At 72.2% G+C, this 24,893-nt stretch carries 23 protein-coding genes; 11 read left to right on the top strand and 12 right to left on the bottom strand.

Annotation, left to right across the window (positions count from 1 at the left end; genetic code table 11):
* Window positions 1-490: 490 nt before the first annotated feature.
* Window positions 491-2,866: an ATP-binding SpoIIE family protein phosphatase gene (locus ACZ4SF_RS05525; RefSeq protein WP_468378628.1), complete on the bottom strand. Its 2,376-nt coding sequence runs from the start codon at window positions 2,864-2,866 to the stop codon at window positions 491-493.
* A gap of 211 nt (window positions 2,867-3,077) precedes the next feature.
* Here ACZ4SF_RS05525 and ACZ4SF_RS05520 point away from each other — a divergent pair, with 211 nt between their 5' ends.
* Window positions 3,078-3,284, top strand: a complete 207-nt coding sequence (locus tag ACZ4SF_RS05520) for a response regulator transcription factor (protein WP_468378625.1) — start codon at window positions 3,078-3,080, stop codon at window positions 3,282-3,284.
* A gap of 35 nt (window positions 3,285-3,319) precedes the next feature.
* Here ACZ4SF_RS05520 and ACZ4SF_RS05515 read toward each other — a convergent pair whose 3' ends face one another.
* Window positions 3,320-4,153: a lysozyme gene (locus tag ACZ4SF_RS05515; protein WP_468378622.1), complete on the bottom strand. Its 834-nt coding sequence runs from the start codon at window positions 4,151-4,153 to the stop codon at window positions 3,320-3,322.
* Between the two features lie 342 nt (window positions 4,154-4,495).
* On the opposite strand from ACZ4SF_RS05515, the gene ACZ4SF_RS05510 reads away from it, so the two are divergent.
* On the top strand, window positions 4,496-4,987 hold the full coding sequence (locus ACZ4SF_RS05510) for a MarR family winged helix-turn-helix transcriptional regulator (protein ID WP_468378620.1): 492 nt from the start codon (window positions 4,496-4,498) through the stop codon (window positions 4,985-4,987).
* Between the two features lie 54 nt (window positions 4,988-5,041).
* Here the strand turns inward: ACZ4SF_RS05510 and ACZ4SF_RS05505 are convergent, their stop codons facing one another.
* Window positions 5,042-5,830, bottom strand: a complete 789-nt coding sequence (locus ACZ4SF_RS05505; RefSeq protein ID WP_468378617.1) for a hypothetical protein — start codon at window positions 5,828-5,830, stop codon at window positions 5,042-5,044.
* A gap of 385 nt (window positions 5,831-6,215) precedes the next feature.
* On the opposite strand from ACZ4SF_RS05505, the gene ACZ4SF_RS05500 reads away from it, so the two are divergent.
* From ACZ4SF_RS05500 to ACZ4SF_RS05475, 6 genes are all read left to right on the top strand, one after another.
* Window positions 6,216-9,320: a sensor histidine kinase gene (locus tag ACZ4SF_RS05500; RefSeq protein ID WP_468378614.1), complete on the top strand. Its 3,105-nt coding sequence runs from the start codon at window positions 6,216-6,218 to the stop codon at window positions 9,318-9,320.
* The gene (locus ACZ4SF_RS05495; RefSeq protein ID WP_468378611.1) at window positions 9,317-9,850 is read left to right on the top strand and encodes a roadblock/LC7 domain-containing protein; all 534 of its coding nucleotides are present in this window, start codon (window positions 9,317-9,319) and stop codon (window positions 9,848-9,850) included. The genes ACZ4SF_RS05500 and ACZ4SF_RS05495 overlap by 4 nt, the downstream gene beginning before the upstream one ends.
* The gene (locus ACZ4SF_RS05490; RefSeq protein WP_468378609.1) at window positions 9,847-10,254 is read left to right on the top strand and encodes a DUF742 domain-containing protein; all 408 of its coding nucleotides are present in this window, start codon (window positions 9,847-9,849) and stop codon (window positions 10,252-10,254) included. The genes ACZ4SF_RS05495 and ACZ4SF_RS05490 overlap by 4 nt, the downstream gene beginning before the upstream one ends.
* Window positions 10,235-10,891, top strand: a complete 657-nt coding sequence (locus ACZ4SF_RS05485; protein WP_468378607.1) for a GTP-binding protein — start codon at window positions 10,235-10,237, stop codon at window positions 10,889-10,891. Before ACZ4SF_RS05490 ends, ACZ4SF_RS05485 begins: the two co-directional genes overlap by 20 nt.
* Window positions 10,892-10,915: 24 nt before the next feature.
* The gene (locus tag ACZ4SF_RS05480; RefSeq protein WP_468378605.1) at window positions 10,916-12,169 is read left to right on the top strand and encodes a styrene monooxygenase/indole monooxygenase family protein; all 1,254 of its coding nucleotides are present in this window, start codon (window positions 10,916-10,918) and stop codon (window positions 12,167-12,169) included.
* Window positions 12,170-12,320: 151 nt separating this feature from the next.
* A complete protein-coding gene (locus tag ACZ4SF_RS05475; RefSeq protein ID WP_468378602.1) occupies window positions 12,321-12,827 on the top strand; it encodes a hypothetical protein in 507 nt (168 codons plus the stop codon).
* A 1-nt stretch (window position 12,828) separates the two neighbouring features.
* Here the strand turns inward: ACZ4SF_RS05475 and ACZ4SF_RS05470 are convergent, their stop codons facing one another.
* From ACZ4SF_RS05470 to ACZ4SF_RS05455, 4 genes are all read right to left on the bottom strand, one after another.
* Entirely contained in the window at window positions 12,829-13,866 is a 1,038-nt protein-coding gene (locus ACZ4SF_RS05470) for a C40 family peptidase (RefSeq protein ID WP_468378599.1), read from the bottom strand.
* Between the two features lie 112 nt (window positions 13,867-13,978).
* Complete coding sequence (locus ACZ4SF_RS05465) at window positions 13,979-14,299, bottom strand: hypothetical protein (protein WP_468378597.1); 321 nt, start codon at window positions 14,297-14,299, stop codon at window positions 13,979-13,981.
* Window positions 14,286-14,942, bottom strand: coding sequence for a TetR/AcrR family transcriptional regulator (locus ACZ4SF_RS05460; RefSeq protein WP_468378594.1), 657 nt, complete (start codon window positions 14,940-14,942; stop codon window positions 14,286-14,288). Before ACZ4SF_RS05460 ends, ACZ4SF_RS05465 begins: the two co-directional genes overlap by 14 nt.
* Window positions 14,943-15,110: 168 nt before the next feature.
* Entirely contained in the window at window positions 15,111-16,049 is a 939-nt protein-coding gene (locus tag ACZ4SF_RS05455; RefSeq protein ID WP_468378591.1) for an AurF N-oxygenase family protein, read from the bottom strand.
* Between the two features lie 122 nt (window positions 16,050-16,171).
* Here ACZ4SF_RS05455 and ACZ4SF_RS05450 point away from each other — a divergent pair, with 122 nt between their 5' ends.
* Together ACZ4SF_RS05450 and ACZ4SF_RS05445 are read left to right on the top strand one after the other, a co-directional pair.
* Window positions 16,172-17,281 carry a ferritin-like domain-containing protein gene (locus ACZ4SF_RS05450; RefSeq protein ID WP_468378589.1) on the top strand — a complete coding sequence of 370 codons (1,110 nt, stop codon included), beginning with the start codon at window positions 16,172-16,174 and terminating at the stop codon, window positions 17,279-17,281.
* Between the two features lie 74 nt (window positions 17,282-17,355).
* Window positions 17,356-18,171, top strand: a complete 816-nt coding sequence (locus ACZ4SF_RS05445; protein ID WP_468380361.1) for a hypothetical protein — start codon at window positions 17,356-17,358, stop codon at window positions 18,169-18,171.
* Between the two features lie 36 nt (window positions 18,172-18,207).
* Here the strand turns inward: ACZ4SF_RS05445 and ACZ4SF_RS05440 are convergent, their stop codons facing one another.
* The 5 genes from ACZ4SF_RS05440 to ACZ4SF_RS05420 all read right to left on the bottom strand — a co-directional run bounded on the left by ACZ4SF_RS05440 (window position 18,208) and on the right by ACZ4SF_RS05420 (window position 23,978).
* Window positions 18,208-19,665 (bottom strand): penicillin-binding transpeptidase domain-containing protein, encoded by a 1,458-nt coding sequence (locus ACZ4SF_RS05440; protein WP_468380359.1) that lies wholly within the window; start codon window positions 19,663-19,665, stop codon window positions 18,208-18,210.
* A 148-nt stretch (window positions 19,666-19,813) separates the two neighbouring features.
* A complete protein-coding gene (locus tag ACZ4SF_RS05435) occupies window positions 19,814-21,175 on the bottom strand; it encodes an FtsW/RodA/SpoVE family cell cycle protein (RefSeq protein ID WP_468378586.1) in 1,362 nt (453 codons plus the stop codon).
* A gap of 132 nt (window positions 21,176-21,307) precedes the next feature.
* Window positions 21,308-22,552, bottom strand: coding sequence for an ATP-binding protein (locus ACZ4SF_RS05430; RefSeq protein WP_468378583.1), 1,245 nt, complete (start codon window positions 22,550-22,552; stop codon window positions 21,308-21,310).
* Window positions 22,552-23,277: a hypothetical protein gene (locus ACZ4SF_RS05425; protein WP_468378581.1), complete on the bottom strand. Its 726-nt coding sequence runs from the start codon at window positions 23,275-23,277 to the stop codon at window positions 22,552-22,554. The genes ACZ4SF_RS05430 and ACZ4SF_RS05425 overlap by 1 nt, the downstream gene beginning before the upstream one ends.
* A gap of 194 nt (window positions 23,278-23,471) precedes the next feature.
* A complete protein-coding gene (locus tag ACZ4SF_RS05420; protein WP_468378579.1) occupies window positions 23,472-23,978 on the bottom strand; it encodes a protein-tyrosine phosphatase family protein in 507 nt (168 codons plus the stop codon).
* Window positions 23,979-24,078: 100 nt separating this feature from the next.
* On the opposite strand from ACZ4SF_RS05420, the gene ACZ4SF_RS05415 reads away from it, so the two are divergent.
* Entirely contained in the window at window positions 24,079-24,882 is an 804-nt protein-coding gene (locus ACZ4SF_RS05415) for a nuclease-related domain-containing protein (protein WP_468378576.1), read from the top strand.
* The last annotated feature ends 11 nt before the right edge of the window (window positions 24,883-24,893 follow it).

Genomic DNA, 24,893 nt, shown 5'->3' with positions numbered 1-24,893 from the left:
GGTCGCGGACGACGGTGGTGACACCGGCGGTGGTGACGTCGGCGGTGGTGACGTCGGCGGTGGTGACGGCGGCGGTGACGGCGGTGGCGAGTAGCCGTAGCTGACCACCGCGACAGCGGCCGGCGGGATCACAGTCCGGCCGGGTGGCAAGGCCTCAGGCCCCGCCACCCGGCCGGACCTCGTTCCGCCCACCCCGATGAGGCACTCACCTCACTCCACCCCGACCCACCAGGGAGACCCCGTGTACAGCAAGTTCTGGCGACGCTCGGTCGCCCTCGCCGCGGCCGTCGTGGCCATCACCTCCGGCTCCGCGAGCGCCACCGGCCCTAAGCCCCCACCCGGGGCCAAGCCTCCGCCGGCCCATCCGGCTCCGGCCCCCAGCCCGGCACCGGCACCGACCCCGGACGAAGGCATCCCCAGGTGAACCGGACCAAGTGAACAGACACGGTCCTCCGCCCCGCCGCACCTTCCGCGGCGGGGCGGCGCCGTGTCAGGGCCGGGGTCCGGAGAGCGACTGCTCCGCCCACACCGTCTTGCCGACCCGGTCGTGCCGGGTGCCCCAGCGCTCGGCGAGCTGGGCGACCAGCAGCAGGCCCCGGCCGCCCTCGTCGAAGATCCGGGCGCGCCGCATGTGCGGTGTGGTGCCGCTGGAGTCGTACACCTCGCTGATCAGCGTGCTGTTCTGGTGGATGAGCCGGAGCTGGATCGGCGGGCGGCCGTAACGGATCGCGTTGGTGACCAGTTCGCTGACCACCAGCTCGGTGGTGAACGCCGCCTCGTCCAGCCCCCAGGCGGACAGTTGCTCGGTGGCGTACCGGCGGGCCAGGGAGACGACGGTGAACTCGTTGGACAGTTCCCAGGAGGCGACCCGGTCCTCGTGCAGGGCCCGGGTGCGGGCCACCAGCAGGGCGATGTCGTCGTCGGGGCGGTGGGTGAGCAACTCGGTGAGCACCCGGTCGCACACGGACTCCAGCGACTTGGCGGGACGGACGAGCGCGGCGAACATCTTGTCCAGCGCCTCGTCGATGTCGTGGTCACGGGCCTCGAACAGCCCGTCGGTGTACAGGGCGAGCAGGCTGCCCTCGGGCAGTTCGGTCTCCACGGCCTCGAAGGGCAGCCCGCCGAGCCCGAGCGGCGGCCCCGCGGGCACGTCGAGGAAGCGGACGGCGCCGTCCGGGGTGACCACGGCGGGCGGTGGGTGCCCGGCCCGGGCCACGGTGAAGTGGCGCGAGATCGGATCGTAGACCGCGTACAGGCAGGTGGTGCCGATGCCGCCGGCGGTCTCCGCGGCCGGGTCCGCGCTGCCTTCGTCGGCGGCGAGGCGGAGCACGAGGTCGTCGAGGTGAGTGAGCAGTTCGTCGGCCGGCAGATCGACGTCGGCCAGGGTGCGTACCGCCGTAAGCAGCCGGCCCATGGTGGCGGAGGCCCGGATGCCGTGGCCCACCACGTCCCCGACCACGAGCGCCACCCGCGCCCCGGACAGCGGGATCACGTCGAACCAGTCCCCGCCGACTCCGGCCCGGGTGGCGGCCGGCAGATAGCGAGTGGCGATCTCCAGCGCCGCCTGGTCGGGCAGCGTGTGCGGAAGCAGGCTGCGCTGCAGGGCCATGGTGGTGGTACGGGACCGGGAGTAGGAACGGGCCTGCTCGATGCCGGTGGCGGCCTTGACGCTGAACTCCTCCGCGAGCCGCAGATCCTCGGGGCCGAACGCCCCCCGCCCGGGCTGCCGGCCGAACAGGGCCACGCCGAGCGTGCTGCCCTGGGCGAGGAGCGGCACCGCCAGCAGGGCGCGCGCCCCGCACGCCCGCAGCCACGCGGCGCCGGGGTCCAGCGACACCCACCCGGCGACGGCCGGGTCCGCCGTGTCGTACAGCAGCGGGCGGGCCGCGGCCAGGCACTGGGCGGGCGGCGAGTCCGCCGGGCAGACGATCGCCTCACCGACACCGACACCGCTGCTCGTGGCTGCGGCGTCGTCGGCCGGGAACGCGCGCAGCGTGGCCCGGCGCAGCACGATGGGGCCCGGCTGCGGTGCGGGGGCCCCGGCGCCGGATCGGGGGGTGTCGAGCAGGTCGACGGCCATGACGTCGGCCAGCCGGGGGACCGTGACCTCTCCGAGTTCCTGGGCGGCGCGGGCCTGGTCCGCCGCCGTGCCCACCCGCGAGCCGGACTCGCCCGGGGGACGCGACCCGGCGGCGGAGTCCTGGGCCGGCTGCTCCACGGACAGACAGACGGCCCGTACCCGGCCGCCGGCGTCCTTCAGCGGGGTGAGGACCGTGATCCGGCCGAGGTCGGAGCCGAGGCGGCCGCGTGCCTCCTGCGGCCGGCCGGACTCCAGCGCGAGCCGCATCGACCGGTCGGCCTCGTCGCTCGCGGCCCCCGGCACGATGTGGGAGAGGCGCAGCCCGCGCATCGCCGCCTCGGGCAGGGCGAGGGCGTGCTCCAGCCGGCGGTTGGCACGCACCAGGCGCAGATCCGCGTCGAAGATCGCCAGCGGAAAGGGGGACTGGAGGAACGTCCACTCTTCCAGGGGTTCCCCCCGGGGCGGCCGCGTCCGGGCGGTCACGGCGGCCACCACGAGCCAGTCGGCGACCCCGGTCTGCGGTGACGTGCGGCGGTGGGCCAGCACGCCCATCTCCAGATGGCGGCCGTCCTGGTGGCGTAGCGGGAGGGTGCCGTTCCAGCGGTTCCGGCCGGCCAGCGTCCGTCGGGCACCCGTGCCTTCGGCGGCGAGCAGCACGGTGGCCGGCCGGCCGACGACCGCGGAGGAGTCGTAGCCGAGCAGTCGCTGCGCACCTTCGCTCCAGCCGGTCAGGATGCCCTGGCCGTCGATGGTGGCCGTGGCCGTGTACGTCGACTGTCGCTCCATCGCCGCTCATCTCGCCCTTGCTCGGCAGGCTCTCCTGACCAGCATGATCCCGGCCGGCGCGGAGCACCAACGCAGGGACGGCCGGGAACTGGGGGACGACGGAAAAACGGTGGCCGGGTGGAACCGGAGGGGTGCTCGGGCGCGTGAAGAAGACACAAGGTCTTAACCGGGCATTACGGACGCCAATGGGGGGGGCGACCAGGGAGGTCTCATGACCGTCATCACGGCCCCGCCGCTGACCGGGCGCGAGCTGGAGACACTGCGGCACATCGCGGCGGGCTGCACGTATCTGCAGACGGCCCGCGCGATGGGGGTGTCACCGCACACCGTCGACGCCTATCTGCGCCGTATCCGCGCCAAGCTCGGCCATACGAGCACGGCCGAGCTGACGCGGCTGGCGGTCTCCCTGGGCCTGTGACCGGCTGGTGCCCGGCCGGAGGGCCGGCCCGGCCCTCAGCCGAGGGCCAGTGCCTGCACCCGGTCGAGTGCTCCGTTGAACTTGTCGTGGTCGCCGACGGTCGGGCCGGAGGAGGTGTACTGCCACATCGTGTAGTACGACCAGCCGGCCGGCAGCGTCCCCGGGTCCGCGGCGTACCGGGCGATCCACAGCGGGTTGTTCACGGCGAAGCCGCCGTAGTTGCCGGTGCACTGGGTCCACCAGCTGGTGGCCGTGTAGATCACGACGTACCGCCCGGTCCGTGCCCTGTAGGTGTTGATGAAGTCGGCGATCCAGCTGACCATCTGGCTCGCGCTCTTGCCGTAGCAGGCGGCGCCGTACGGGTTCCACTCGATGTCGAGCGCGCCGGGCAGCGTCTTGCCGTCCCGGGACCAGCCGCCGCCGTGGTCGACGAAGTAGTTGGCCTGGGTGGCACCGCTGGTGGTGTCCGGGGTGGCGAAGTGGTACGAGCCGCGGATCATGCCCACGTTGTAGGAGCCGTTGTACTGCTGGGCGAAGTAGGGGTTCGTGTAGTACGTGCCTTCCGTCGCCTTCGTGTACGCCCACCGCACCCCGCTGCCCCACAGGGTCGACCAGGCGACGTTGCCCTGGTGGCCGGAGACGTCCACGCCCTCGGTCTGGGTGGCGTCACCGGTGCTGGGCGTGCCGCTGCGGCCGTCGTGGGCGAGGACACCCATGCCCATGTAGGCGGAGCCGCGGCCGGGGGTGGCCGCGGCGTGGGCGGAGGTGAGCGGAAGAGCGAGGGGGAGCGCCGTGAGCAGGGCCGTGACGAGGACGGCGAGGGCGCGCGGGCGGAAGAGCCGGACGGAGCCGGGTCTGAGCACGGTCATGACGTGCCTCCGGGGAGTGACGTGGGGGGACGTGCTGTGGGGGACGTGTCGTGGGAGGTGCCGTGGGGGATGTTGCTGCGGGGCCGTGCCGTGGGGGACGTGCCGTGGCGGTCCGCGGACGCGGGGGAACGCGGGCCCGGGCGCGGAGGCGCCGGACGCGGGGGCGCTGGCGTGCGCATGCCAGTAATTGCCTGATAAAGAAGCTACGCACGTAGATGACGGCGTGGGAAGGGGGTCCGGACGACGCCGTTGGTCTACGCCTGCGAAATACTTACGGAGCTGCGGCAATGGCGACGTTTGACAGAAACTTTCAGGACTGCGAAACCGATCAGGGGTGCTGACGTGCACGAGGACGCAAACCGTGGCGCACATCGCGTCGCCGGCCAGGTGGCGCCGACTGGTGCAGACCAGGAGTTCCTGGCCCTGGAACGCGAGTTGACCGTGCTGCTCCGGCGTGCCCGCGCCAACCAGGGCGAGATGGCCCGGGAGGTCCACCCGGACCTGGAGTCCTCCGCGTACGGTCTGCTCATCCGGCTGGACGAACTCGGCGGCCAGCGGGCCACCGAACTCGCCGCCTACATCGGCGTCGGCAAGGCCACCATGTCCCGCCAGCTGCGTGCCCTGGAGGAACTCGGCCTGATCGCCCGCGAACCCGACCCCGCCGACGGCCGCGCCTGGCTCGTCACCCTCACCGACGAGGGCCGCCACCGTGTCGGCACGGTCCGTGAGGCCCGCCGCGCCCGCTACGTCCGCCAGCTCGCCCACTGGGACCGCAACGAGGTCGCGGAACTGGCCCGGCTGCTGCACGAGTTGAACGGCGTCATGGAGCGCTAGTGCCGTGCCGGGCGCGGCGAGCCGGTGAACCTTTCCGGTCACAGCACCAGCCGCTCACAGCAGGACGAACACCGCCGTCGCGTCGTCGTGCGTCTTGCTGCGGCCCAGGAACGCCCGCTCCGTGCGGTCCGCGGCCTCCAGCTCCCGCACCCGGTCGACCAGGGTGCGGGCGCCCTCCTTCGCGACCAGGTCGAACAGGGCCGTCCAGTCGCCCTCGCGGAACTTCTCCGTCCAGCGGGTCGCGCCGTCCGTCAGCGCGGCCAGCGCCCGGACCTCGTGCCGGGGCAGGGTGCCGGTCACCGCGCGGGCGGCCACGGACGGGTCGGCCGCGGCCGTGAAGAAGCCGCCCTCCTTGTTGCGCAGGTTCGCGTCGATCAGGGCGCCCGTGGCGAGCGCGGCGCGGGGCAGCCGGTCCAGCCGGTCGTCCAGCAGCGGGGTGACCGCACCCTTGGGCCCCTGCAACAGCAGTACGGAGTCGGACAGCACCAGGTACTCGACCGAGGCGGCGGACCAGCGGGTCAGGACCACGGTTGCCTGGGGCGTTCGCGGGTGAGAAAGGTCACAGGTGTCCGCGTGGGCGTCGGCGGTGCGGCGGATGGCCCGCTCCAGAACCTCCGGCAGCGTCAGATCTCGGTCGGAAACGGTCAGTTCGGTCAGTGCGCCGCCCAGTCGCGCGGTGAACCAGGGAACGGAATGCAGACAGCCCGTCCCGCCGTCCGGCGGAGTCACTCCGTCCAGGACGATCACGTAACCGCCCTGCCCGGAAGCGGGTAGTCCGACAGCGGCGAAGTCCTCGTTGAGGCGGGTCGCGTCGCCGGGTTCCGATACGAGTTCAGTGCGCATCCGGCCAGTCTGCACGAGCCCTTCACACCCTGTGCCAAAGGCTGGCAAGCGCACGGTGAATTCTCACGACCCCGCAGGTCAGCCGCCTGCTTTGGGTGAGAATGATCCACTCCGGGAAGGCGTGGTGGCGAATACTGTCAAAGCCTGCCGCGCGCGTCCAACCGGCCCGCCGTGCAGGCACCCCGCACGCGCCAGAGGAACTTGCCCGTCAACTCCCCTCCGATGTTCACTCCTTCGGGTGGCGGGTCAGGTGATGCGCGACCACTGCCCACCGGCGCTGGGAGGGTCGGGAACCGTACGTACCGGGTGTACGCACCACTTGGCACCGAAATGACGGGGCGCCACCCGGGCCCCTGGGTAGACGAGTTCAGGAATGCGAGCACCGGTGCAGAAGAAGCGGCCTCGGCGCACAGGCAAGCAGACGGCCTCCGCGGGGACCGCCCCGCAGACCCCCATGGGCACTGGCCGTCCCACTCATGTGCGCACCCGGCTCATCGTCGCCGTCGCCGTGGTGGCCGCGGCCATCGCCGGCGCGGGCGCGCCCGCGCTGCTCACCGCCTCCCAGGAGGTCAGTGACTCCCAGGACCTGGTGACGCTCGCCGCCCGCACCCAGGACGCGCTGTCCCTCGCCCACTCGCTCGCCGACGAGCGCGACGAGGTCACCTCGTACATCGCGGCCGGCCGCCCCAAGGCCAAGGCACCGTCGGAGGACCGCAGCGCCCGCGTCGACCGGCAGGTCGAGGAACTGCGCGCCGACACCGACACCCCGGCGAGCCTGCGCGGCGGTCTCGACGGCATCGACACCGTCCGCCGGGCCGCCCTCACCGGCAAGGCCACGGCCCTCCAGGCCCACCAGTCCTACTCGGCGACGATCACCGCACTGCACCGGCTCGCCGAACAGCTGGCCGAACAGATGCCCGCACGGGCCGGCTCCGGCGCACACGCCCTGGCCGAACTGGACTCCGCGGTCCAGCAGTCCGCCGCCGCCCGCGGTCTGCTGCTGGCCGCGCTGAACGTCCCGGCCGACACCCGTACGGTGATCGACCCCGGCACCGGCCTGCCCACCACGACCACCACCGGCACCGAGGCGGACCGCAAACAGCGCGACGCCCTCACCGTCATCGCCCAGCAGGCCCGGCTGCGAGCCGACGCGGCCCTCGCCGACTTCCGCGAGACCGCGCCCAAGGCGGCCGTGGACTCGTTCGACTCCACGGTCACCGGCCCGGAGGTCAACTCGGCGGAGAAGTACCTCGGCACGCTCACCGACCAGCCGGCCCTTGCCGACAGCGAGCTGACCACCAGCACCAAGAAGCTGGACGCGGCCCTGTCCGCCCGGGTCGACCTGATGCGCGGCGCCGAGTCCGCGCTCTACGACCACCGCACCAAGGACCTCGAGAAGCTCCGGGACGACGACGTCACCGCCCTGGAGATCCGTGTCGCCGTCCTCGGCGCGCTGATGCTGGTCGCCGTCGGCATCGCCACCGCCATGGCCCGCTCCCTGACCCGCCCGCTGTCGGTGCTGCGCCGCGGCTCGGCCCGCCTCGCCGGGGCCGAGGACCCGGCGGCCCAGGACCCGATCACCTTCACCGGCCGCAACGACGAGTTCGCCCAAGTGGTCCGCTCGGTCAACGCACTCCACGCGCACGCCGTAGCCCTGCACGAGCGCGTCGCCACCCTGGAGGCCGACCGCAAGCATCTGGTGGGCCAGCGGCAGAAGATGGCCGACGCCCGCGAGGGACTGCGCGCGGAGCTAGCCGAGTCCGCCGCCCAGCTGGAGCGGGTGCGCACGAGCATCGGCTCCACCTTCGTCAACCTGGCGCTGCGCACCCTCGGCCTCGTCGAGCGCCAGCTGGCCGTCATCGAGGGCCTGGAGGACCGCGAACAGGATCCCGACCGGCTCGCCACGCTCTTCAAGCTGGATCACTTCGCCACGGTCATGCGCCGGCACAGCGAGAACCTCCTGGTCCTCGCCGGTACCGAGCACGTCCAGCAGCACCCCGGCCCGGTGCCGCTGGTCGACGTGGTCAGGGCGGCGGTCAGCGAGATCGAGCGCTACGAGCGCGTCCGTATCGCGGCCCTCCCGCCGCACGCGCACGTGGCGGGCTTCGCCGCGGACGACCTCTCCCACCTCCTGGCCGAGCTGATGGAGAACGCCACCTCGTTCTCCCCGCCGGAGCTGCCCGTGGAGGTCTCCGGCTGGCTCCTGGAGTCCGGCGAGGTCATGCTGTCGGTCCAGGACGAGGGCATCGGCGTGACGGAGGACCGCCTGGCCCTCCTCAACACCCGCCTCACCGACTTCGACCCCGAGTCCGGGTACGACCACGAGGGCGACGACGGTCTGGGCCTCGGGCTCTACGTCGTCGCACGCCTCGCCCACCGGCACGGCGTCCGCGTCCAGCTCCGCGACCAGAAGCAGGGCGGCATCGCAGCGGTGGTGGTCCTGCCGCCGCCGCTCCTCGCCGAGGCCCCGCCGAAACAGCTCCCGCCCGGGGCGACGGCCACCGGAGCGACCGGCACGTTCACCCTCCCCGGCGCCGACGCCGAGGCCAACTCCAACGTCCTGCGCGCCCGCGCCAAGCACACGGACCCCCTGGTCGCCCTGGCGGAACAGACGGCCCGTGACGCCTCCGAGGACCCGCTGGACGCCCCGGCGCCCGAGGAGCCCGCGCCCACCGACTCGGCCGAACAGGCCGTACGGGACATCTTCGGCGACCGCCCGGACCACGAGCAGGCCCCCCGTCCCACCGAGGACACGGAGACCCGCCCGAAGGCCCCGGCGGAAACCTACGCCGAGACGACGATGGAACTCCTCCTCCCGGACCCGTCGACACCTCCGGCGAAGCCGGCCACAACCCCCGAGCCCCCCACCCCGACCGAGCCACCTGCCGCACCCGGCCAGCCGGGAACAGCCGGGCCGGCGGGGACGGCTGGGCTGCCGGGCGCGGCCGGGCGGCCGGGCACAGCCGAGTCCGCCGGGCCGGCGGGCGTGAGGGAGCCGGCGGGGGCGGCCGAGCTGTCGCAGGCGGGGGAGACGACGGGCGCGGCCGAGGCGGTGCGGCCGGGGGTGGGCCGGGCGCACGGAGCGGTGGTCGCCGACGGTGAGGGCGCCCCACAGGGGACACCCGCACTCGACGACGAGACCCGCACGGGTGGTGCGGCCGGGAACGAGCACGACGCCGAAGGCGAAGCCGAGGCGAAGCAATCCGCCGACGCGCCGCAGGCCGACGCCGAAGAACGGCTCACCAGCAAGGGCCTCCCCAAGCGCACACCCAGGATCACCGCGCCCACCGCCTCCCCCCGCCGCCGCAACACCAGCGTCGACGCGGAAGCCCTGCGCCGCCGCCTGGGCGGATTCCGCCGCGGCGCCGAGGCCGGCTACCAGGACGTAGCCACGGAGATCGCCGAACAGACGGCCACCAACCAGCGGCCGACCAGTCACGTACACGCCGAAGAAGCCACGGGGGGCACAGCCGAGGAGGCAAGCAGTTGACCGCGCCAACTACCTACGGACTGAGCAGTGAAGCCCGCAACCTGCACTGGCTGCTGACCAACCTGGTCGAGGAAGTACCCGGCATCCAGTCCGTCGCCGTGGTCTCCTCGGACGGTCTGTTGCTGCTCTCGTCCGACCCCGGCCTCGCGCACGCTCGAACGAGCTCGCCCGGAGGGACTCCCAGGGAGCAGTCCCGTCAGGCCCGCCCGGCGAAAGGGCCCCGCGGCTCCTCCGCCGACCTCGCCACCATCGTCTCCGGCATCGGCAGCCTCACCGTCGGCGCCGCGAAGCTGATGGAGTTCGGCAGGGTCAAGCACACGATGGTAGCCATGGAGGAGGGCAGCCTGTTCGTGATGTCGATCAGCGACGGCTCGCTGCTCGGTGTGCACGGCTCCGCCGAATGCGACATGAGCGTGGTGGCGTACCACATGGCGCTCTTCGTCGGCCGCGCCGGCCACGTCCTGACGCCCGAACTCCGCAGCGAGCTGCGTAGATCCCTGGAGGCCGAGTCGGCGGGCGGCGCCCGATGAGCGGCGCCCGGAAGCTTCCCGTGCGCGGCGGCGACCGCAAACCCGCCCGCGTCCGCCCCTACTCGCTCACCGGCGGCCGTACCCGCTTCGGTCACGTCCTCCTCGTGGAGACGTTCGTGGCGGCACTGGAGGCGCCGGAGGAGCGCAAGGAACTCACGAGCGGTGCCCGCGCGACCCGGGTCATGCCGGAGATGCGGGCCATCGTCGAACTGTGCCGCCGTATGCGCACGGTGGCCGAGATCGCCGCGCTGCTGAAGATGCCGCTCGGCGTGGTCCGCGTCCTCCTGAGCGATCTCGCGGACCAGGGAAAGATCCGTGTGTACGGCACCGGCACCGGTCACGGCACCGGCCGTCCGGACCGCGCTCTGCTGGAAAGGGTGCTGAGTGGACTCCGCCGTCTCTGACTCCACCGCCTCCATCGGGGGCAACCCCCTCGTCGCCGGGTTCGCCGAGCCGGACGAGGACCTGAAGTCCTGGCAGACGGACCGGACGCGTGCCCCCATCGCGACGAAGATCGTGGTGGCGGGCGGCTTCGGCGTCGGCAAGACGACCCTGGTCACCTCCGTCTCGGAGATCACGCCTCTGCAGACCGAGGCGCTGATGACCGAGGCGAGCGAGGAGACCGACGATCTGTCGGCCACCCCGGGCAAGCTCACCACCACCGTGGCCATGGACTTCGGCCGCATCACGCTCGACGACGACCTGGTGCTCTACCTGTTCGGCACGCCGGGCCAGCAGCGGTTCTGGTTCATGTGGGACGACCTCGTGCGCGGCGCGATCGGCGCCGTCGTGCTGGCCGACACCCGCCGCCTGAAGGACTGCTTCCCGGCGCTGGACTACTTCGAGAGCTGCGGGCTGCCGTACGTCGTCGCGGTCAACCACTTCGACGGCAGCGAACTGTTCGAGCCGGAGGACGTACGGGAGGCGCTCACGATCCCCGTGCACGTCCCTGTCATGATCATGGACGCGCGGCGCCGGATCTCGGTGATCGAGACCCTCCTGGCCCTGGTGGGCCACGCGCTGGCCGAAACCCCCGAGTAGTCCCTGTTAGGAGCCACCACCCGCATGCGGAAGATACTCGTCGTAGGGGCCGGCCAGTCCGGTCTCCAGCTCGCCCTCGGCCTGCAGTCGCACGGCTACGAGGTCACCTTGATGTCGAACCGGACCGCGGACGAGATCCGCTCCGGCCGGGTCATGTCGACGCAGTGCATGTTCGACACGGCCCTGCAGTACGAGCGCGATCTCCAGCTGAACTTCTGGGAGTCCCAGGCCCCGAAGATCGAAGGGCTCGGCGTCTCGGTCGCGGCCCCCGGCTCGCACGACCCGGGCCCCACCCAACGGGCGATCGACTGGGTGGGCAGGCTCGACGGGTACGCGCAGTCGGTCGACCAGCGGGTGAAGATGGCCGGCTGGATGGAGACCTTCGCGCAGCGCGGCGGCCAGCTGGTCATCCACGGCGCGGCTGTCGGCGACCTCGACTACTTCTCGCGCGCCTACGACCTGGTCCTGGTCGCGGCCGGCAAGGGCGAGCTGGTGTCGATGTTCGCCCGCGACCCGGAGCGCTCCCCGTACAGCGAGCCGCAGCGCGCGCTGGCGGTGGCGTACGTCCACGGTCTCGGCCCGCGCCCGGAGCACCCGGACTTCGACGCGGTCCGCTGCAACCTGGTCCCCGGTGTCGGCGAGCTGTTCATCATGCCGACGCTGACCACGTCCGGCCGTGCCGACATCCTGTTCTGGGAGGGCATACCCGGCGGCCCGCTCGACGTCTTCAACGGTGTCAAGGACCCGGCGGAGCACCTCTCCCTGACCCTGGAACTCATGGAGAAGTTCACGCCCTGGGAGTACGCGCGGGCCACGAAGGCCGAACTCACCGACGCCGGCGGCACCCTGTCCGGCCGTTACGCCCCGACCGTCCGCAATCCCATCGGCCGGCTGCCCGGCGGCGGCCTGGTGCTGGGCGTGGCCGACGTGGTCGTCACCAACGACCCGATCACCGGCCAGGGCTCCAACTCGGCGTCCAAGTGTGCGGCCGCGTATCTCGGTTCGATCCTGGAGCGGGGTGACCAGCCGTTCGACGAGGAGTGGATGCAGGCCACCTTCGACCGGTACTGGGCCACCGCGCAGCACGTCACCAAGTGGACGAACGCGATGCTGGCACCGCCGCCGGAGCACGTGCTGAACCTCATCGGCGCGGCCGGCCAACTCCAGCCGGTGGCGAACCGTTTCGCCAATGCCTTCGACGACCCGTCCGACTTCGAGGACTTCTTCTACGAGCCCGAGAAGACGTCCGCCTACCTGGCGTCGGTCACCGGGGCCTGACTCCCGCGTCTAAGGTCGTCGTTCCGGCGTTCCCGGTCGTTGAACGATTGACTCTTTGACGTGTGTTCGTCCCCCTTTTGACACCCTCCAGTGGCGTTGAGACGCTGAGGAACAGGGGTTGAAGGGGGGACGAGCCACTAGGAGTTTTCCCATGAATGGTCGACGGGTGCGTCTGTCGGTCGTGGCACCTCTGGTGGTGTCGTCGCTGGCCTTCGGATCGGTGGCTCTGACCACCGCGTCAGCCGCGGCGGCAGCGCCCACCTGCGGTGTCAGGAACACCGAGAATCCGAAGAATCTGCAGGTCAGCGGCAAGGACTTTAAGCCGAACAAGGCTGTTGCCCTCGAATCCGGCAGCGGCGCCGAGGGCACCGTGAAGGCGGACGCCAGCGGAAGCTTCTCCCTGATGGTCACCGACGCCAGCGGCACCGTCAGCGCCCAGCAGATCGGTGGCCCCGAGGTCAAGTGCGGCACGGCCGAAGAGGGCGAGAAGAAGAACGCCGAGGAGCAGTACGCGGAGGGCTACAAGAGGGGCTTCGACGACACGAAGAAGGACTGCAACGCGCAGGAGCCCAGGACCGCCGCGGCCCCGGACGAGAACTGGAAGCAGGGATTCAGGGACGGCGCGGCCGATGCCCGGAAGGAATTCTGCAAGAGCTAGTTCACACCGGGGAACCGTCCGGACGCACGGCGCCGAGTACCGGGTAGCTGGCGATCGGTGACACCGTCACCTTCTCGCCCGGTCTCGGCGCCTGCACGACGTTCCCGCCCCCGACGTACATCGCCACATGCGTCGCCTCGGGGAAGTACACCACCAGGTCGCCCGGCCGGAGCCGGTTGAGCGGGACCTTCGGCAGCCGCTCCCACTGCTCCTGGCTGGTCCGCGGGATCGGTGTCCCCGCGTGGGACCACGCCTGCGAGGTCAGGCCCGAGCAGTCGTACGCGTCCGGGCCCTCCTTGCCCCACGCGTACGGCTTGCCCAGTTGGTCCATGGCGTAGCGGACGGCGCGGTCGCCCGCCGGTGAGGCGGGACGGTCGGCGGGCAGGGCGCCCGCGGTGGTCAGGCGCTGCTGCGCCGCGGTGACCCCCTGCTGTTCCAGCCGGGCCACGGCCGCGAGCTGGTCCGCCGTGAGCGTGGCCAGCAGGCGCTCCACGGCGGCCAGCCGGCCGTGGACGTCGTCGCGCTGTTTGCGCTGCCGGCCGGCCAGGCTCTGCCGGGTGTCGAGAGCCTTGCGGGCCTCCCGGGCCAGGGCGTCCTTCCGCTTCTCCGTGGCGGCCAGGCGGGCCACGGTCCGGGCGTGTTCCCGCGCCAGTTCGCCGATGACGTGGCCCTCGTCCAGTGCGTGCTGCGGGTCGGGGGCGAGGAGCAGGCGGACGTAGGGGCCGAGGCCGCCGCTGTTCTGGTACTGCTGCCGGGCCAGCCGGCCGGCGTCGGTGCGGCCGGCCTGGAGGGTGAGCCGGGCGCGGGCCAGTTCACCGTCGAGCCGGTCCACCTCGGCCTGCTGCCGCTTCAGCTCTTGCGTGGTGGCGTTGTAGGTCTCGGTGGCCTGTTCGGTCTGGCGGTACAGCTGCTGAAGGTCCGTCAGCAGCTGGGCGACGGACCGCTGTGGGTCCGGTGCAGCCGCGGCGGGTACGGGCGCGAAGACGGCCTGGGCCGCCACCGCGGCCGTACAGGCCAGGCGCAGAAACCTTCCTGACACGTCATCACCTCCGGTGCGAGGCAGGCGGACTCTCCGCCTCCGGTCGCAACCTGATAATCAGACGTGTCGACGTCGGTCGTGGAGCATGCGTGCGCGGTTCGGCGCAGCGCTTTCACCCGTTCGAGTCATCCGGCTTGCCGGGCGGCGAGATGTCGGGCTTGGACCAGGGCCACCTGAGCCGGCCGCCGGACCGGTCGTCGGGGTCGTACCGGTACTTCCAGCCCTGGATCAGCCCCAGCCTCCTGCTGTGCCCGCGCGGCACCCTGCGGTACACCAGCATCGTGGGCGGACCGCCGTCCGGGTCGGGGACGGGGATGCGGTACGTCTTCGGGGGGTGTCCGGTGGCACCGCACAGGACGGGCAGTACGTGCCCGTCCATGGGCCCGCCCTCGAACGGGGTGTCCTGGCTCTTCACATGTTCAGTCTCGGCCATCCCCGGCGAGCGTGCCGACGAGGGCGGCGGTCTGCGGGTCGCGGCCCGCGGTGACCGTGAGGACGGCCACGAACTGCTCCACCAGCCACTCGCGCAACTCCTCGACCGGCGGCTGTTTGCCCTCGTCCAGCCAGATGAGCGAAGCCGCCTCCACGGCCGTGATCCACGTCCGGACGGTCAGGCGCAGCCGGGGGCCGGGCTCGGCGATGCCGAGATGCCGGTAGATCTGCTCGGCGGCGGACCGGCGCACCCCGTCCACGATGGCGGTGGTACGGGAGGTCTCCACCACGCTGCCGCCCTGGAGCAGCGCGCTGAACCCGGTGCCGTGCTCGTCCACGAAGGCCAGGTAGCGCTCCAGGACGTGGGACAGGCGAGGCAGCAGCGGGCCCTCGCGAGGCTCGTCGAAGCACTGCTGCAGCGCTTCGGCGGCCGACCGCAGCGCGGCCTCGTACAACTGCTGCTTGCCGCCCGGGAAGTACCGGTACACCAGCGGCCGGGACACCCCGGCCGCCTCCGCCACGTCGTCCAGCGAGACGTCCTCGGGCGCACGGTGCGCGAAGAGACTCAAGGCGGCGTCGAGAAGCTGACTTCGCCGCTCCTCGACGCTCAGCCGACGGTATGCGGGCGTGGCCGACGGGGTCATGCGCGTCAGCCTAATCGCCGTCCGGCGTGCAGAGCGGTGGGCGGCTGCGGCTGCGGCTTCGCCGTGGCCGGGCGAGCGGTTCCCCGCGCCCCTCCGGGCAGGCACGCGGGCCGGCCTCGAGGGGCGCGGGGCACCGCGCGGGCAACCCACCGCCGCCCGCAGCCTGCATCAGGCCAGCAGCCCCGACGACCTCCACAGCCGCCGGCCGACACCCCGCAGCACGCCGATGTCGTCCAGGAAGTCGGTCAGCCGCTTGGCGCCCGTCTGCATGACCTCCCGCCGGTGCCCGCTCGCCTTCACCTGCGCCATGGCCTCCCGCTGGTCGAGCCCGACATTGGTGTACACCTCGGGGTTCACGAAAGCGACCGAGAAGATCCGGGCGAACTCCCCGGAGGTGACCCGGGTGAACTCCTGGGACCACTTCGGGGCGGTCACCATCTGGCGGCGCAGCTCCTCGCGGGCGTACCGGACGTGCCGTGCCTCCTCCACCACGTGGATCCGCGTGACCCCTCGGATCAGCGGCTGGACCCGCTCGTCGGGGAAGGTCAGCCGCTGCATCCAGTCCAGGACCTCCTCGCCCAGCAGGGTGGCGGTGAAGGAGCCGGGCGTGGTCGAGATCGTCTTGAACAGGCGGCCCAGGTTCAGGTGGGCGCGGCTCACCGGGTACCAGGGCGTGCCGCCGTGCGAGATCAGCCGGGCGAACATCTTGGAGTGCCGGCACTCGTCCTCGATCTCGGTGAGCGCGTACCGCACGTGCGCGCTCGTCGCCGCCTTGTCGTAGATGTGCCGGACGAGCAGCTGCATGAGGATGATCTCGAACCAGATGCCGAGCGAGGCCAGCGCCGCGGCCTCGTGCTGGGAGAGCAGGATGCGCTGTTCCTCGCTCATCCGCTTCCACATCGAGGTGCCGTACAGCGAGACCAGCTCCGGCGGCCAGAACCACTTGCCCTCCTCGAAGGGCGCGTCCCAGTCCAGCTCCTTGTCCGGGTCGAAGGAGTGCTTGGCGGAAGAGGCGAGCAGCCGTTCGGCCACCTGTTCCCGGTCCTTGAGCAGGCCGAGCGCGTCGCGCAGCCCGTCCAGCGCGTCCGCTTCCGTCAGGGTCGTCATGGCTCCCTCACCTCGTTACCCGGTGGTAGTCGTCCTCCTCTTATGAGACTGCCTGTCAGCAAGGTCGTCAATCCCTCGGGCATGACTTGTTGACTCGGCGTCTACGTGTGAGCCTGCGGGGTATGCCGACCCAGGACCTCTACGCCAACGACCCCCAGGACTCCCCCTGGCAGGTGCCCGCCGCCGGCGCGGCCCGCTTCAGCTGGGAGTACGACGACGGACGCGACCGCCTGCTCGCCCTGTACCAGAAGGGCAAGGACAAGCAGTGGGACGGGAACACGCGCATCGACTGGGACCTGGAGGTCGACCCGTACGACGCCCTCGGCACGCCCGAGGAGGCCATGTCCCTGTACGGCACCAAGTACTGGGCCAAACTCTCCGCGAAGGACAAGGGCGAACTGCGCCGGCACTACGCCTCCTGGCAGTTCAGCCAGTTCCTGCACGGCGAGCAGGGCGCGATGATCTGCGCCGCCCGGATCGTGGAGTCGGTGCCGGACCTGGACGCCAAGTTCTACTCCGCGACCCAGGTCATGGACGAGGCCCGGCACGCCGAGATCTACAGCCGTTTCCTGCACGAGAAGATGGGCCTCGTCTACCCGATCAACGACAACCTCCAGTCGCTGCTCGGCGACACCCTGCGCGACAGCCGCTGGGACATGCCCTACCTCGGGATGCAGGTGCTGATCGAGGGCCTGGCGCTGGCCGCGTTCGGCATGATCCGGGACACCACGGACAAGCCGCTGCCCAAGCAGATCCTCACGTACGTCATGCAGGACGAGGCCCGGCACGTCGCCTTCGGCCGGATGGCGCTGCGCGACTACTACCGGCAGCTCACCGACGCCGAACTGCGCGAGCGCGAGGAGTTCGTCATCGAGGGCTGCTATCTGATGCGCGACCGGCTGCGCGGCGTGGAGGTGCTGGAGAACTTCGGCATCCCGAGGGCCGAGGCGGAGGCGCTGAGCGAGCGGTCCGAGTTCCTCGCCCTGTTCCGGAAACTGCTGTTCAGCCGCATCGTCCCGTGCGTCAAGGACATAGGCCTGTGGGGCAAGCGGCTCCAGCAGGCCTATGTGGACATGGGCGTCTTCGAGATGGGCGACTCCAGCCTGGACCTGCTGATGGCCCAGGACGAGGAACTGGCGGAGCAACTGGACGCCGAGCGCTTCGCCGCCGAGGAACGGGAGCGGGTGGCCGAGGTGGAGGCGGCGATCGAGTCGGGGTCGGCGCAGGACTGACCGGACGGAGATCCCGGCCGGCCCGGGGCGCGGTCCGTGCGTTCACCCGGGTGCAGTAGCGTGCTGGCGTGTCCATGCCTCCGCCGCAGTACCCGAACCAGCCGCAGCCCCCGTACGGCCAGCAGCCCCCGCAGACCCCGGGGCCGTACGGCTCGCCACAGGTCCCGCAGCAGCCGTACCCGGCACAGCCGTACCCGCCGCAGACGCCCTACCCCCAGCAGCCGTACCCGGCCTATGGCATGCCGCCCATGGCCCCGCCGCCGAAGAAGCGGCGGGTCGGGCTGGTGCTCGGGATCGTGGGCGGTGTCGTCACGCTCGCCGTCGTGGGCCTCGTGCTGCTCGGGATGGTCGCCGAGAGCGGCTTCCCCGAGGCGAAGAACAAGCTCACCCTGCCGCACAGCCTGCTCGACGAGAAGTACACGCTCACCGACGACGCCTCCGAGACCGAGGGCAAGAAGATCGAGAAGGAGGCGGACGGCGCCTGGGACGCCAAGGACATACACGCCGTCGTCGGCCGCTACAGCCCCGACGGCGGCGGCTCACAGAGCATGCTGCTCGTGTCCGGCATGTACGGCCGGTTCAAGAACGAGGCCTCCGTCCGTCGCAACATGCTCAAGGGTGCCGCCGAGGCCGACGGCGTGACGGTCGAGCAGCCCGCGAAGGACGTCACCCCCTCCGGCGCGGACACCACCGTCACCTGCCAGGTCCTCACCCAGAAGGCCTCCCTGGTGACCGTGACCTACCCCGTCTGCTCCTGGGCCGACGGCAACACGGCCGCCATCGTCGGCGAGGTCGACCGCTCCACGAAGGGCGCCGCCGGCATCGACCTGGAGAAGGCCGCCCGGAGCACCCTCCAGATCCGCTCCGAGATGCTCCAGCCGGTCGGCTGACCGCCCGGCCGCCGCACGCGTCCCCCTGCGGGCGGTTCACACACCGAGAACCGCCCGCATCACCTCCTTCGCGATCGGTGCCGCGTCCCCGCCGCCGCTGATCTCACCCCGGTCGGCCGAGGCGTCCTCCACCACCACCGCGACGGCCACCTGCGGCTCCAGGGCGTCCTTCCTCTGGGCCCAGGAGACGAACCAGGCGTACGGCACGCCGGTGTTGCCGACGCCGTGCTGGGCCGTGCCGGTCTTGCCGCCGACCAGCGCGCCGGGGATGCCGGCCCGGGTGCCGGTGCCCTCGCGCACCACGCCGGCCATCAGCTCCTTCAGCCGGGACGCCGTCGACGGCCGCATCACCTGCCGTCCCGGCCGGACCCCGCTGCCGGCGACCGTCTCACCGCCGTGCCGGGTGGTCTGCTCCACCAGGTACGGCGTACGCAGCCGGCCCCCGTCCGCCACCGCCGCGGCGACCATCGCCATCTGCAGCGGGGTGGCCCGCGTGTTGTACTGGCCGATCGAGGACAGCGCCAGCTGCGCCTTGTCCACCCGCGTGTCGAAGGTGCTCGGCGACACGGAGAACGGGATGCGCAGACCGGTGTCGTTGAATCCGAACGCCTGCGCCGTGCCCGCCATGTCCCGCACCCCCACGTCCACGCCCAGCTTGGCGAAGACCGTGTTGCAGGACCACTCGAAGGCGTCCCGCACCGAGGCGTTCGCGCAGCCGTCGCCCTCGTTGGTCAGCCGGGTGGTGGTGCCGGGCAGCCGGTAGGGGTCGGGGGAGTCGGTGCGCTCGTCCAGGTCCGTGACCACGCCCGCGTCCAGTGCCGCCGCCGCCGTCACCACCTTGAACGTCGACCCCGGCGGATAGGTCTGCCGCACCGCCCGGTTGAGCATCGGCTTCTCCGGGTCGTGGTTGAGCCGGGCCCACGCCGACTCCACCGCCTCACTGTTGCCGGACAGTTCGGCGGGGTCGTACGACGGGCTGGTCACGAGCGCCAGCACCCGGCCCGTGGCCGGCTCGACCGCGGCCACCGCGCCCTTGCGTCCGGCGAGCCCCCGGTAGGCGGCCTCCTGCGCCTGCCGGTTCAGGGTCGTGACGACGTCCCCGCCCCGATTCTGCGTGCGCGTCACGTCGTTCCACAGCGGCAGCGGCGACAGCATCGGATCGGTGCCGGCAAGCACCCCGTCCTCGGAGTGCTCCAGGAACGTGGTGCCGTACCTCTGCGAGGCGAAGCCGGTCACCGGCGCGTACAACGGGCCGTTCACATAAGTGCGTTCGTAACGCAGCTGTTCGCCGGTGTCCACGGCCCCGGTGACCGGCTCGCCGCCGACCAGGATGTTGCCGCGTGGCTGCTGGTAACGGGCGATCGAGGGGCGGCGGTTGGCCGGGTTGGTGTCGTACTCGCGCGACTGGACGACCTGCACGCGCGTCGCGTTGACCAGCAGGGCGGCCAGCAGCAGCGCACAGAAGACGCAGGCGTGCCGGATGTACCCGGCCATCGGCCGTCCGCCGTCGGCCAGGCCGCCGTACTCGGTCACGGCCTCCCGGCCGTCGTACCCGGTCACGGTGCCTTCCGGGCCGTCGTACTCGGGCACGGCCTTCCGGCCCTCACACCCGGTCATGGTGCCTCCCGGCCGTCGTACCCGGTCACGGTGCCACCCGGCCGTCGTACTGGCTGCGTGCCGAGTCGCTGACCCGGATCAGCAGCGCCACGATCGCCCAGTTGGTGACCACCGAGGAGCCGCCCTGGGCGAGGAACGGCATCGCCATGCCGGTCAGCGGGATCAGGCCGGTGACCCCGCCCGCGATCACGAAGACCTGCAGCGCCACGATCGAGGCCAGCCCGACCGCCAGGAGCCGGCCGAACGGCTCCCGAAGTGCGAGGCCCGCCCGGTAGCCGCGCTCCACCAGCAGGGCGTACAGCAGCACGATCGCCGCGAGGCCCGCGAGGCCCAGCTCCTCCCCGGCCGTCGCCAGGATGAAGTCCGACTTGGCGGCGAAGCCGATCAGCACCGAGTGGCCGAGACCGAGCCCGGTGCCGAGGACCCCGCCGGCGGCGAACGCGAACAGCGACTGGGACAGCTGGTTGGGGCCGAGCCCGGCCTCGATGGTGGCGAACGGGTGCAGCCAGTCCTCGATCCGCCCGCCCACATGCGGCTCCAACCGCCCGACGGCGTAGGCGCCGAGCACGGCGAGGACCAGCCCGACCGCGATCCAGCCGGTGCGCCCCGTCGCCACGTACAACAGCACCACGAACAGCCCGAAGAACAGCAGCGAGGTCCCGAGGTCCCGCTCCAGCACGAGCACACCCACGCTCAGCAGCCAGATCGTCAGGATCGGCCCGAGCACCCGCCCGGTCGGAAACTGCAGCCGCCACAGCCGCCGGCCGGTGTAGGCGAGCGCGCTGCGGTTGGCGGCCAGATAGGCGGCGAAGAAGACGGCGAGCAGCACCTTCGCGAACTCGCCCGGCTGGATGGAGAATCCGGCGACCCGGATCCAGATCCGGGCACCGTTGACCGCCGGGAACAGGATCGGCAGCAACAGCAGGACGAGAGCGGCCACCACGCACACGTACGAGTACCGCTGGAGCACCCGGTGGTCGCGCAGCACCAGCACGACCCCGATGAACAGACCCACGCCGAGGGTCGACCACACCAGCTGGGCGGGGGCCGCCCGGTCGCCCGGCGTCTCCAGGTCCAGCCGGTAGATCAGCACCAGCCCGAGCCCGTTGAGCAGCACCCCGATGGGCAGCGGCAGCGGATCGGCGTACGGCGCCCGGATCCGGACCGCGATGTGGGCGAACAGCGCCAGCACACCGAGGCCGGCACCGTAACCGACGGCGCCCGGCGGGACGGTGCCGGTCCGGGCCAGCCCCACCGCGCAGTAGCCGTACACGGACAGCAGGACGGCCAGCACGAGCAGGGAGAGTTCGATGCCCCGGCGCCGGGGGAGGCGTACGGCGCGCGCGGGAGCAGGGGCCGCCGCCAGGGTGGTTCCGGCCTTCGTCATGCCCGGAACCTACCCAAACAGGGCGTCTCGTGTCCGATGTTCGTAGGCCGGGCGCGCCCCCGGCGGGCGCGGGGAACCGCGCGCTCAGCCACACACGACGGGGAGCCCGCACACCACCCGTGGCCCCGGGCGCTACTCGGCCACGGGCAACGTCAACGTCGCAACCGCGCCCCCGCCCACCGCGTTGGCGAACGAAAGCCGCGCCCCCAGCACCTCCGCCTGCCCCAGCGCGATGGTCAACCCGAGCCCGTGCCCCGTGGCCCCGCCCTCCGTACGGAACCGCTGCGGCCCGTGCGCGATGAGGTACTCCGGATACCCGCCCCCGTGATCCCGGACGGTCACCACAGGTCCGTCCACGGTCAACACCACCGGAGGTGCCCCGTGCTTGTGCGCGTTGGCCACCAGGTTCCCCAGCACCCGCTCCAGCCGCCGCCGGTCGGTCTCCACCCGCGTGTCCCGCAGGATCCGCACCCCGGTCTCCGTGCCGGACGCCCGCACCACCCGCGCGGCCAGCGCACCCAGCTCCTCGGTGTCGGCCTCCAGCTTCTCCCGCCCGGTGTCCAGCCGGGAGATCTCCAGCAGGTCCTCGGTGAGCGTGCGCAGCGCCGCCACCCGGTCCCGCACCAGCTCCGTCGGCCGGCCCGGCGGCAGCAGCTCGGCCGCCGCGTGCAGCCCGGTCAGCGGAGTGCGCAGCTCGTGCGCGACGTCCGCGGTGAACCGCTGCTCGCTCAGCAGCTTGCTCTGCAGCGTGGCGGCCATCGTGTCCAGCGCGACGGCCACCGCGGCGACCTCGTCCTGCGGGCGGGTCGGGTCCTTCGTGCGCGGGTCGTTCACCCGGGCGTCCAGGTCGCCCGCGCTGATCCGGCGGGCCACCCGCGCGGTGCCGTGCAGCCGCCGCGTCACCCGGGTCACCGCGAACGCGCCGACCAGCACGGTCGCCCCGATCGCGAGCCCCGACGACCACAGGATCGACTGGTCGAGACCGGCGATGGTGCCGGACTGCTGCGAGTAGTCGACCTCCACGGCGAGCGCCCGGTGCCCGGCCACCGGGCCCGCCGCCCACATGGCCGGACGCCCCCGGTGCGTGGCGACCGTCGTGCCGCGCTGCCCGGCCACCGCCAGCGCCCGCAGCGGCGCCGGCAGGCCCGCGGGGTCCACCCCGGCGCCCGGCGGCAGGGTGTCCCCGGCCTCGTACGCCTCGGTGGCGTCCTCGAGCCGGGACAGGGCCAGGTCACGGGCCTGGCCGACGGTCTGGTCGGTCACCGAGACGTGCACGAGCACGCCCAGCAGCGCCGCCAGCGCACAGCACATCACCGTGATGAACGCGGCGGCCTTGACGGCGAGGGCGCCGGCCCAGGGCGGCAGCGCGAGCCTCATCACGGGCTCTCGGAGGACGTGGCCGACGGGGAGGACTTCCTGCCGGTCCGGCCGTCGCCGACGTGCAGGTACTCGTCGCGCGAGAACACCATCGCGCGCTGACCGGGATCCCACACCCAGGTGGTGCGGTACTCGTAGCCGGAGATGTCGGCCGGCGACCGTTCGATCAGCGCCCGGCCCGCCAGCTCCACCCCGATGATCGCGTCGTTGTCGGCCAGCACCTGCACCAGCCTGTGCCGCTCGACCGTGTAGACCCGCACCGCCGTCTGATTCGTCGGGTACAGCCGGAAGCCGAGCGTGAGGTCCGCCCGGCCGTCCCCCGTGAGGTCCCGGTAGTACGGCTTCAGCAGCGGACACCGGGTCCCGCCCCCGTCCGGACCGCACTCCCGCATCCGGCCCGCGGTCCCGTGGTACGCCCCCTTGGCCCCGTACTCGTCCGGGTGCGCCTTCAGCTCCGCCTCGACGACGTCCACCGGGTCCACCTTCCGCAGGTCGTCGCCGGGAACCGTGATCCCCTTCACGGTCTCCCTGGTCGACACGGCGTACGGGAAGGCCGGACTGGACGCCGGACGCAGGTCCGGCCACAGCTTCGCCGGGCTCACGGCGGTCTGGGTCGGCCCGGCGCTGAGCAGCGCGCCGGTGTCGCCGCAGGCCGCCAGCGTCGCCGCCGAGAGGGCGACGGCGGCCACGGCGAGGGCGGTGCGCACGGGGCGACGGGCAGGCACGGTGCTCCTGGGGTCGGGGTCGGGCGGGCCCCGTACACCTTAATCGTGAGTTCGCGGGGAAGTGTGATCATATTTCTGAGGTAAGCCCAAATCCTGAGGTAGATCCAGAATCTGAGCCAAGTCCGGATCCTGGGGTAAGCCCAGAATCTGAGGTAAGTCTGCTTTGCGTACCGGGCCCGGTGCTGCGACAGAGGCTACTCGGCCAGCTCCTCCAGCAGCCGCACGGTCGACAGGCCCGCCCGCAGATACTCCACGAACAGTTCGTTGTGCAGCGCCCACGCCGAGCGCCGGGCCCTGATCAGCCGGATCGCCCCCTCCGCCGACTCACCCCGCCGGACCAGGGCGTGCGCGATCACCAGCCCCGAGCGGTTGTACCCGTGGTAGCAGCGCACGAGCACCCGGCGGCCGGCATCCAGCGCCTCGTCCGCCGCCCGCGCCAGCCGGATCACCCCCGCCAGCTGCGTCCCGTCCAGCGGGCCGTCCGGTACGGGCCACACATGGTGCTCCACGCCCGCGTCCGGCCCGTACCCCGGCAGCCGCAGCAGGGACTGCACCAGATCGAACTCGTCACGTACGACGGCGACCTCCAGCCGCCCGGAACGGCCCCGGAACTCATGACCGCCCATCCACAGACCGGGCACGATCTCGTTCCACGGGCTCTCCGGAGCCGGTACCTCGGGCTGCTTTCCGCGGGTCCGCACCGGCGCCTCCCCAACTCCCCCTCGCAGGGCCGTCATCAAAGGTAACCGGTCTTGCCCCGACAGCACCCCGCCTGTTCCCATGGTCGAGGGGTGATGGCGCATGAGCGGACTGCGCGTGGTGCCGGCCTTCCGGCACGGCCGGGAGCGGCTGTACGTCTGCCGCGAGGACGGAAGCAATGTCGCCTGGTACGACCGTGAGACAGGCCGGGTCAACCTGCTCGGCGAGGACGGCAGGGACGCGGTGCTGCACGCCCTCCAACCCTTCCTGACCGGCCCGGTCACCGTGGGCCCGCCCCCGGTCCCGACCCCGGCGGAACTCGCCCGGCTGACCCTGCACCCGGACGACGACCTCGCCCCCAACCGCCCCGGCGAGGCCCTGCTCGTCGCCCTCGACCGCGACCCCGGCCCCGCCCACCGGCTGCGCCCCGACCCGCGCCGCCGCGCCCTGACCGCCGAGCAGACCGTCGGCCGGGTGCTGGACGGCCTGGAGGGCGCCGGCTGGCACACCCTGCACTCCGTCCCGCTGCCCGGCGGCGCCCGCATCCACCACCTGGTGATCGGCCCCGGCGGCCTGTTCGCCGTGCACGCCCTGTACGTCCGTAAATCCCGGGTCCTGGTCGCCGACCCCATGGTCACCGTGGGCCGCCGCGAGGCCGAGCCACTGCTGCGCCGGCTGCGCGCCGACGCCGACCGTGCCTCCTACGCACTGACCGCCGAGGTCGGCCCGGTGCTGGCGCTGGCCGGCCCGGCCGAGGTGACCGTGACCGCGGAACCGCGCGGCGTACGGATCCTGCAGGACACCGAGCTGACGGCGCTGGCCCGGCTGGGCGGTGTGCTCAAGCCGGCCGACGTGGAGGCACTGCACGGGATGGCGCGGGACCGGAACACGTGGGGGAGGGTCTAGCGGAACCGGGC

Source organism: Streptomyces sp. NPDC027663 (genome assembly GCF_055566415.1).
Note: the sequence above shows the minus strand (reverse complement) of the source record. Positions and strands in the feature narration are given on the sequence as shown.

Excerpts from the sequence above, each read along its gene's own strand:
- ACZ4SF_RS05525 (WP_468378628.1), bottom strand. The coding sequence starts at position 2,866 with ATGGAGCGACAGTCGACGTACACGGCCACGGCCACCATCGACGGCCAG.
- ACZ4SF_RS05520 (WP_468378625.1), top strand. The coding sequence starts at position 3,078 with ATGACCGTCATCACGGCCCCGCCGCTGACCGGGCGCGAGCTGGAGACA.
- ACZ4SF_RS05515 (WP_468378622.1), bottom strand. The coding sequence starts at position 4,153 with ATGACCGTGCTCAGACCCGGCTCCGTCCGGCTCTTCCGCCCGCGCGCC.
- ACZ4SF_RS05505 (WP_468378617.1), bottom strand. The coding sequence starts at position 5,830 with ATGCGCACTGAACTCGTATCGGAACCCGGCGACGCGACCCGCCTCAAC.
- ACZ4SF_RS05490 (WP_468378609.1), top strand. The coding sequence starts at position 9,847 with ATGAGCGGCGCCCGGAAGCTTCCCGTGCGCGGCGGCGACCGCAAACCC.
- ACZ4SF_RS05480 (WP_468378605.1), top strand. The coding sequence starts at position 10,916 with ATGCGGAAGATACTCGTCGTAGGGGCCGGCCAGTCCGGTCTCCAGCTC.
- ACZ4SF_RS05475 (WP_468378602.1), top strand. The coding sequence starts at position 12,321 with ATGAATGGTCGACGGGTGCGTCTGTCGGTCGTGGCACCTCTGGTGGTG.
- ACZ4SF_RS05465 (WP_468378597.1), bottom strand. The coding sequence starts at position 14,299 with ATGGCCGAGACTGAACATGTGAAGAGCCAGGACACCCCGTTCGAGGGC.
- ACZ4SF_RS05460 (WP_468378594.1), bottom strand. The coding sequence starts at position 14,942 with ATGACCCCGTCGGCCACGCCCGCATACCGTCGGCTGAGCGTCGAGGAG.
- ACZ4SF_RS05455 (WP_468378591.1), bottom strand. The coding sequence starts at position 16,049 with ATGACGACCCTGACGGAAGCGGACGCGCTGGACGGGCTGCGCGACGCG.
- ACZ4SF_RS05450 (WP_468378589.1), top strand. The coding sequence starts at position 16,172 with ATGCCGACCCAGGACCTCTACGCCAACGACCCCCAGGACTCCCCCTGG.
- ACZ4SF_RS05445 (WP_468380361.1), top strand. The coding sequence starts at position 17,356 with ATGCCTCCGCCGCAGTACCCGAACCAGCCGCAGCCCCCGTACGGCCAG.
- ACZ4SF_RS05440 (WP_468380359.1), bottom strand. The coding sequence starts at position 19,665 with ATGGCCGGGTACATCCGGCACGCCTGCGTCTTCTGTGCGCTGCTGCTG.
- ACZ4SF_RS05435 (WP_468378586.1), bottom strand. The coding sequence starts at position 21,175 with ATGACGAAGGCCGGAACCACCCTGGCGGCGGCCCCTGCTCCCGCGCGC.
- ACZ4SF_RS05430 (WP_468378583.1), bottom strand. The coding sequence starts at position 22,552 with ATGAGGCTCGCGCTGCCGCCCTGGGCCGGCGCCCTCGCCGTCAAGGCC.
- ACZ4SF_RS05415 (WP_468378576.1), top strand. The coding sequence starts at position 24,079 with ATGAGCGGACTGCGCGTGGTGCCGGCCTTCCGGCACGGCCGGGAGCGG.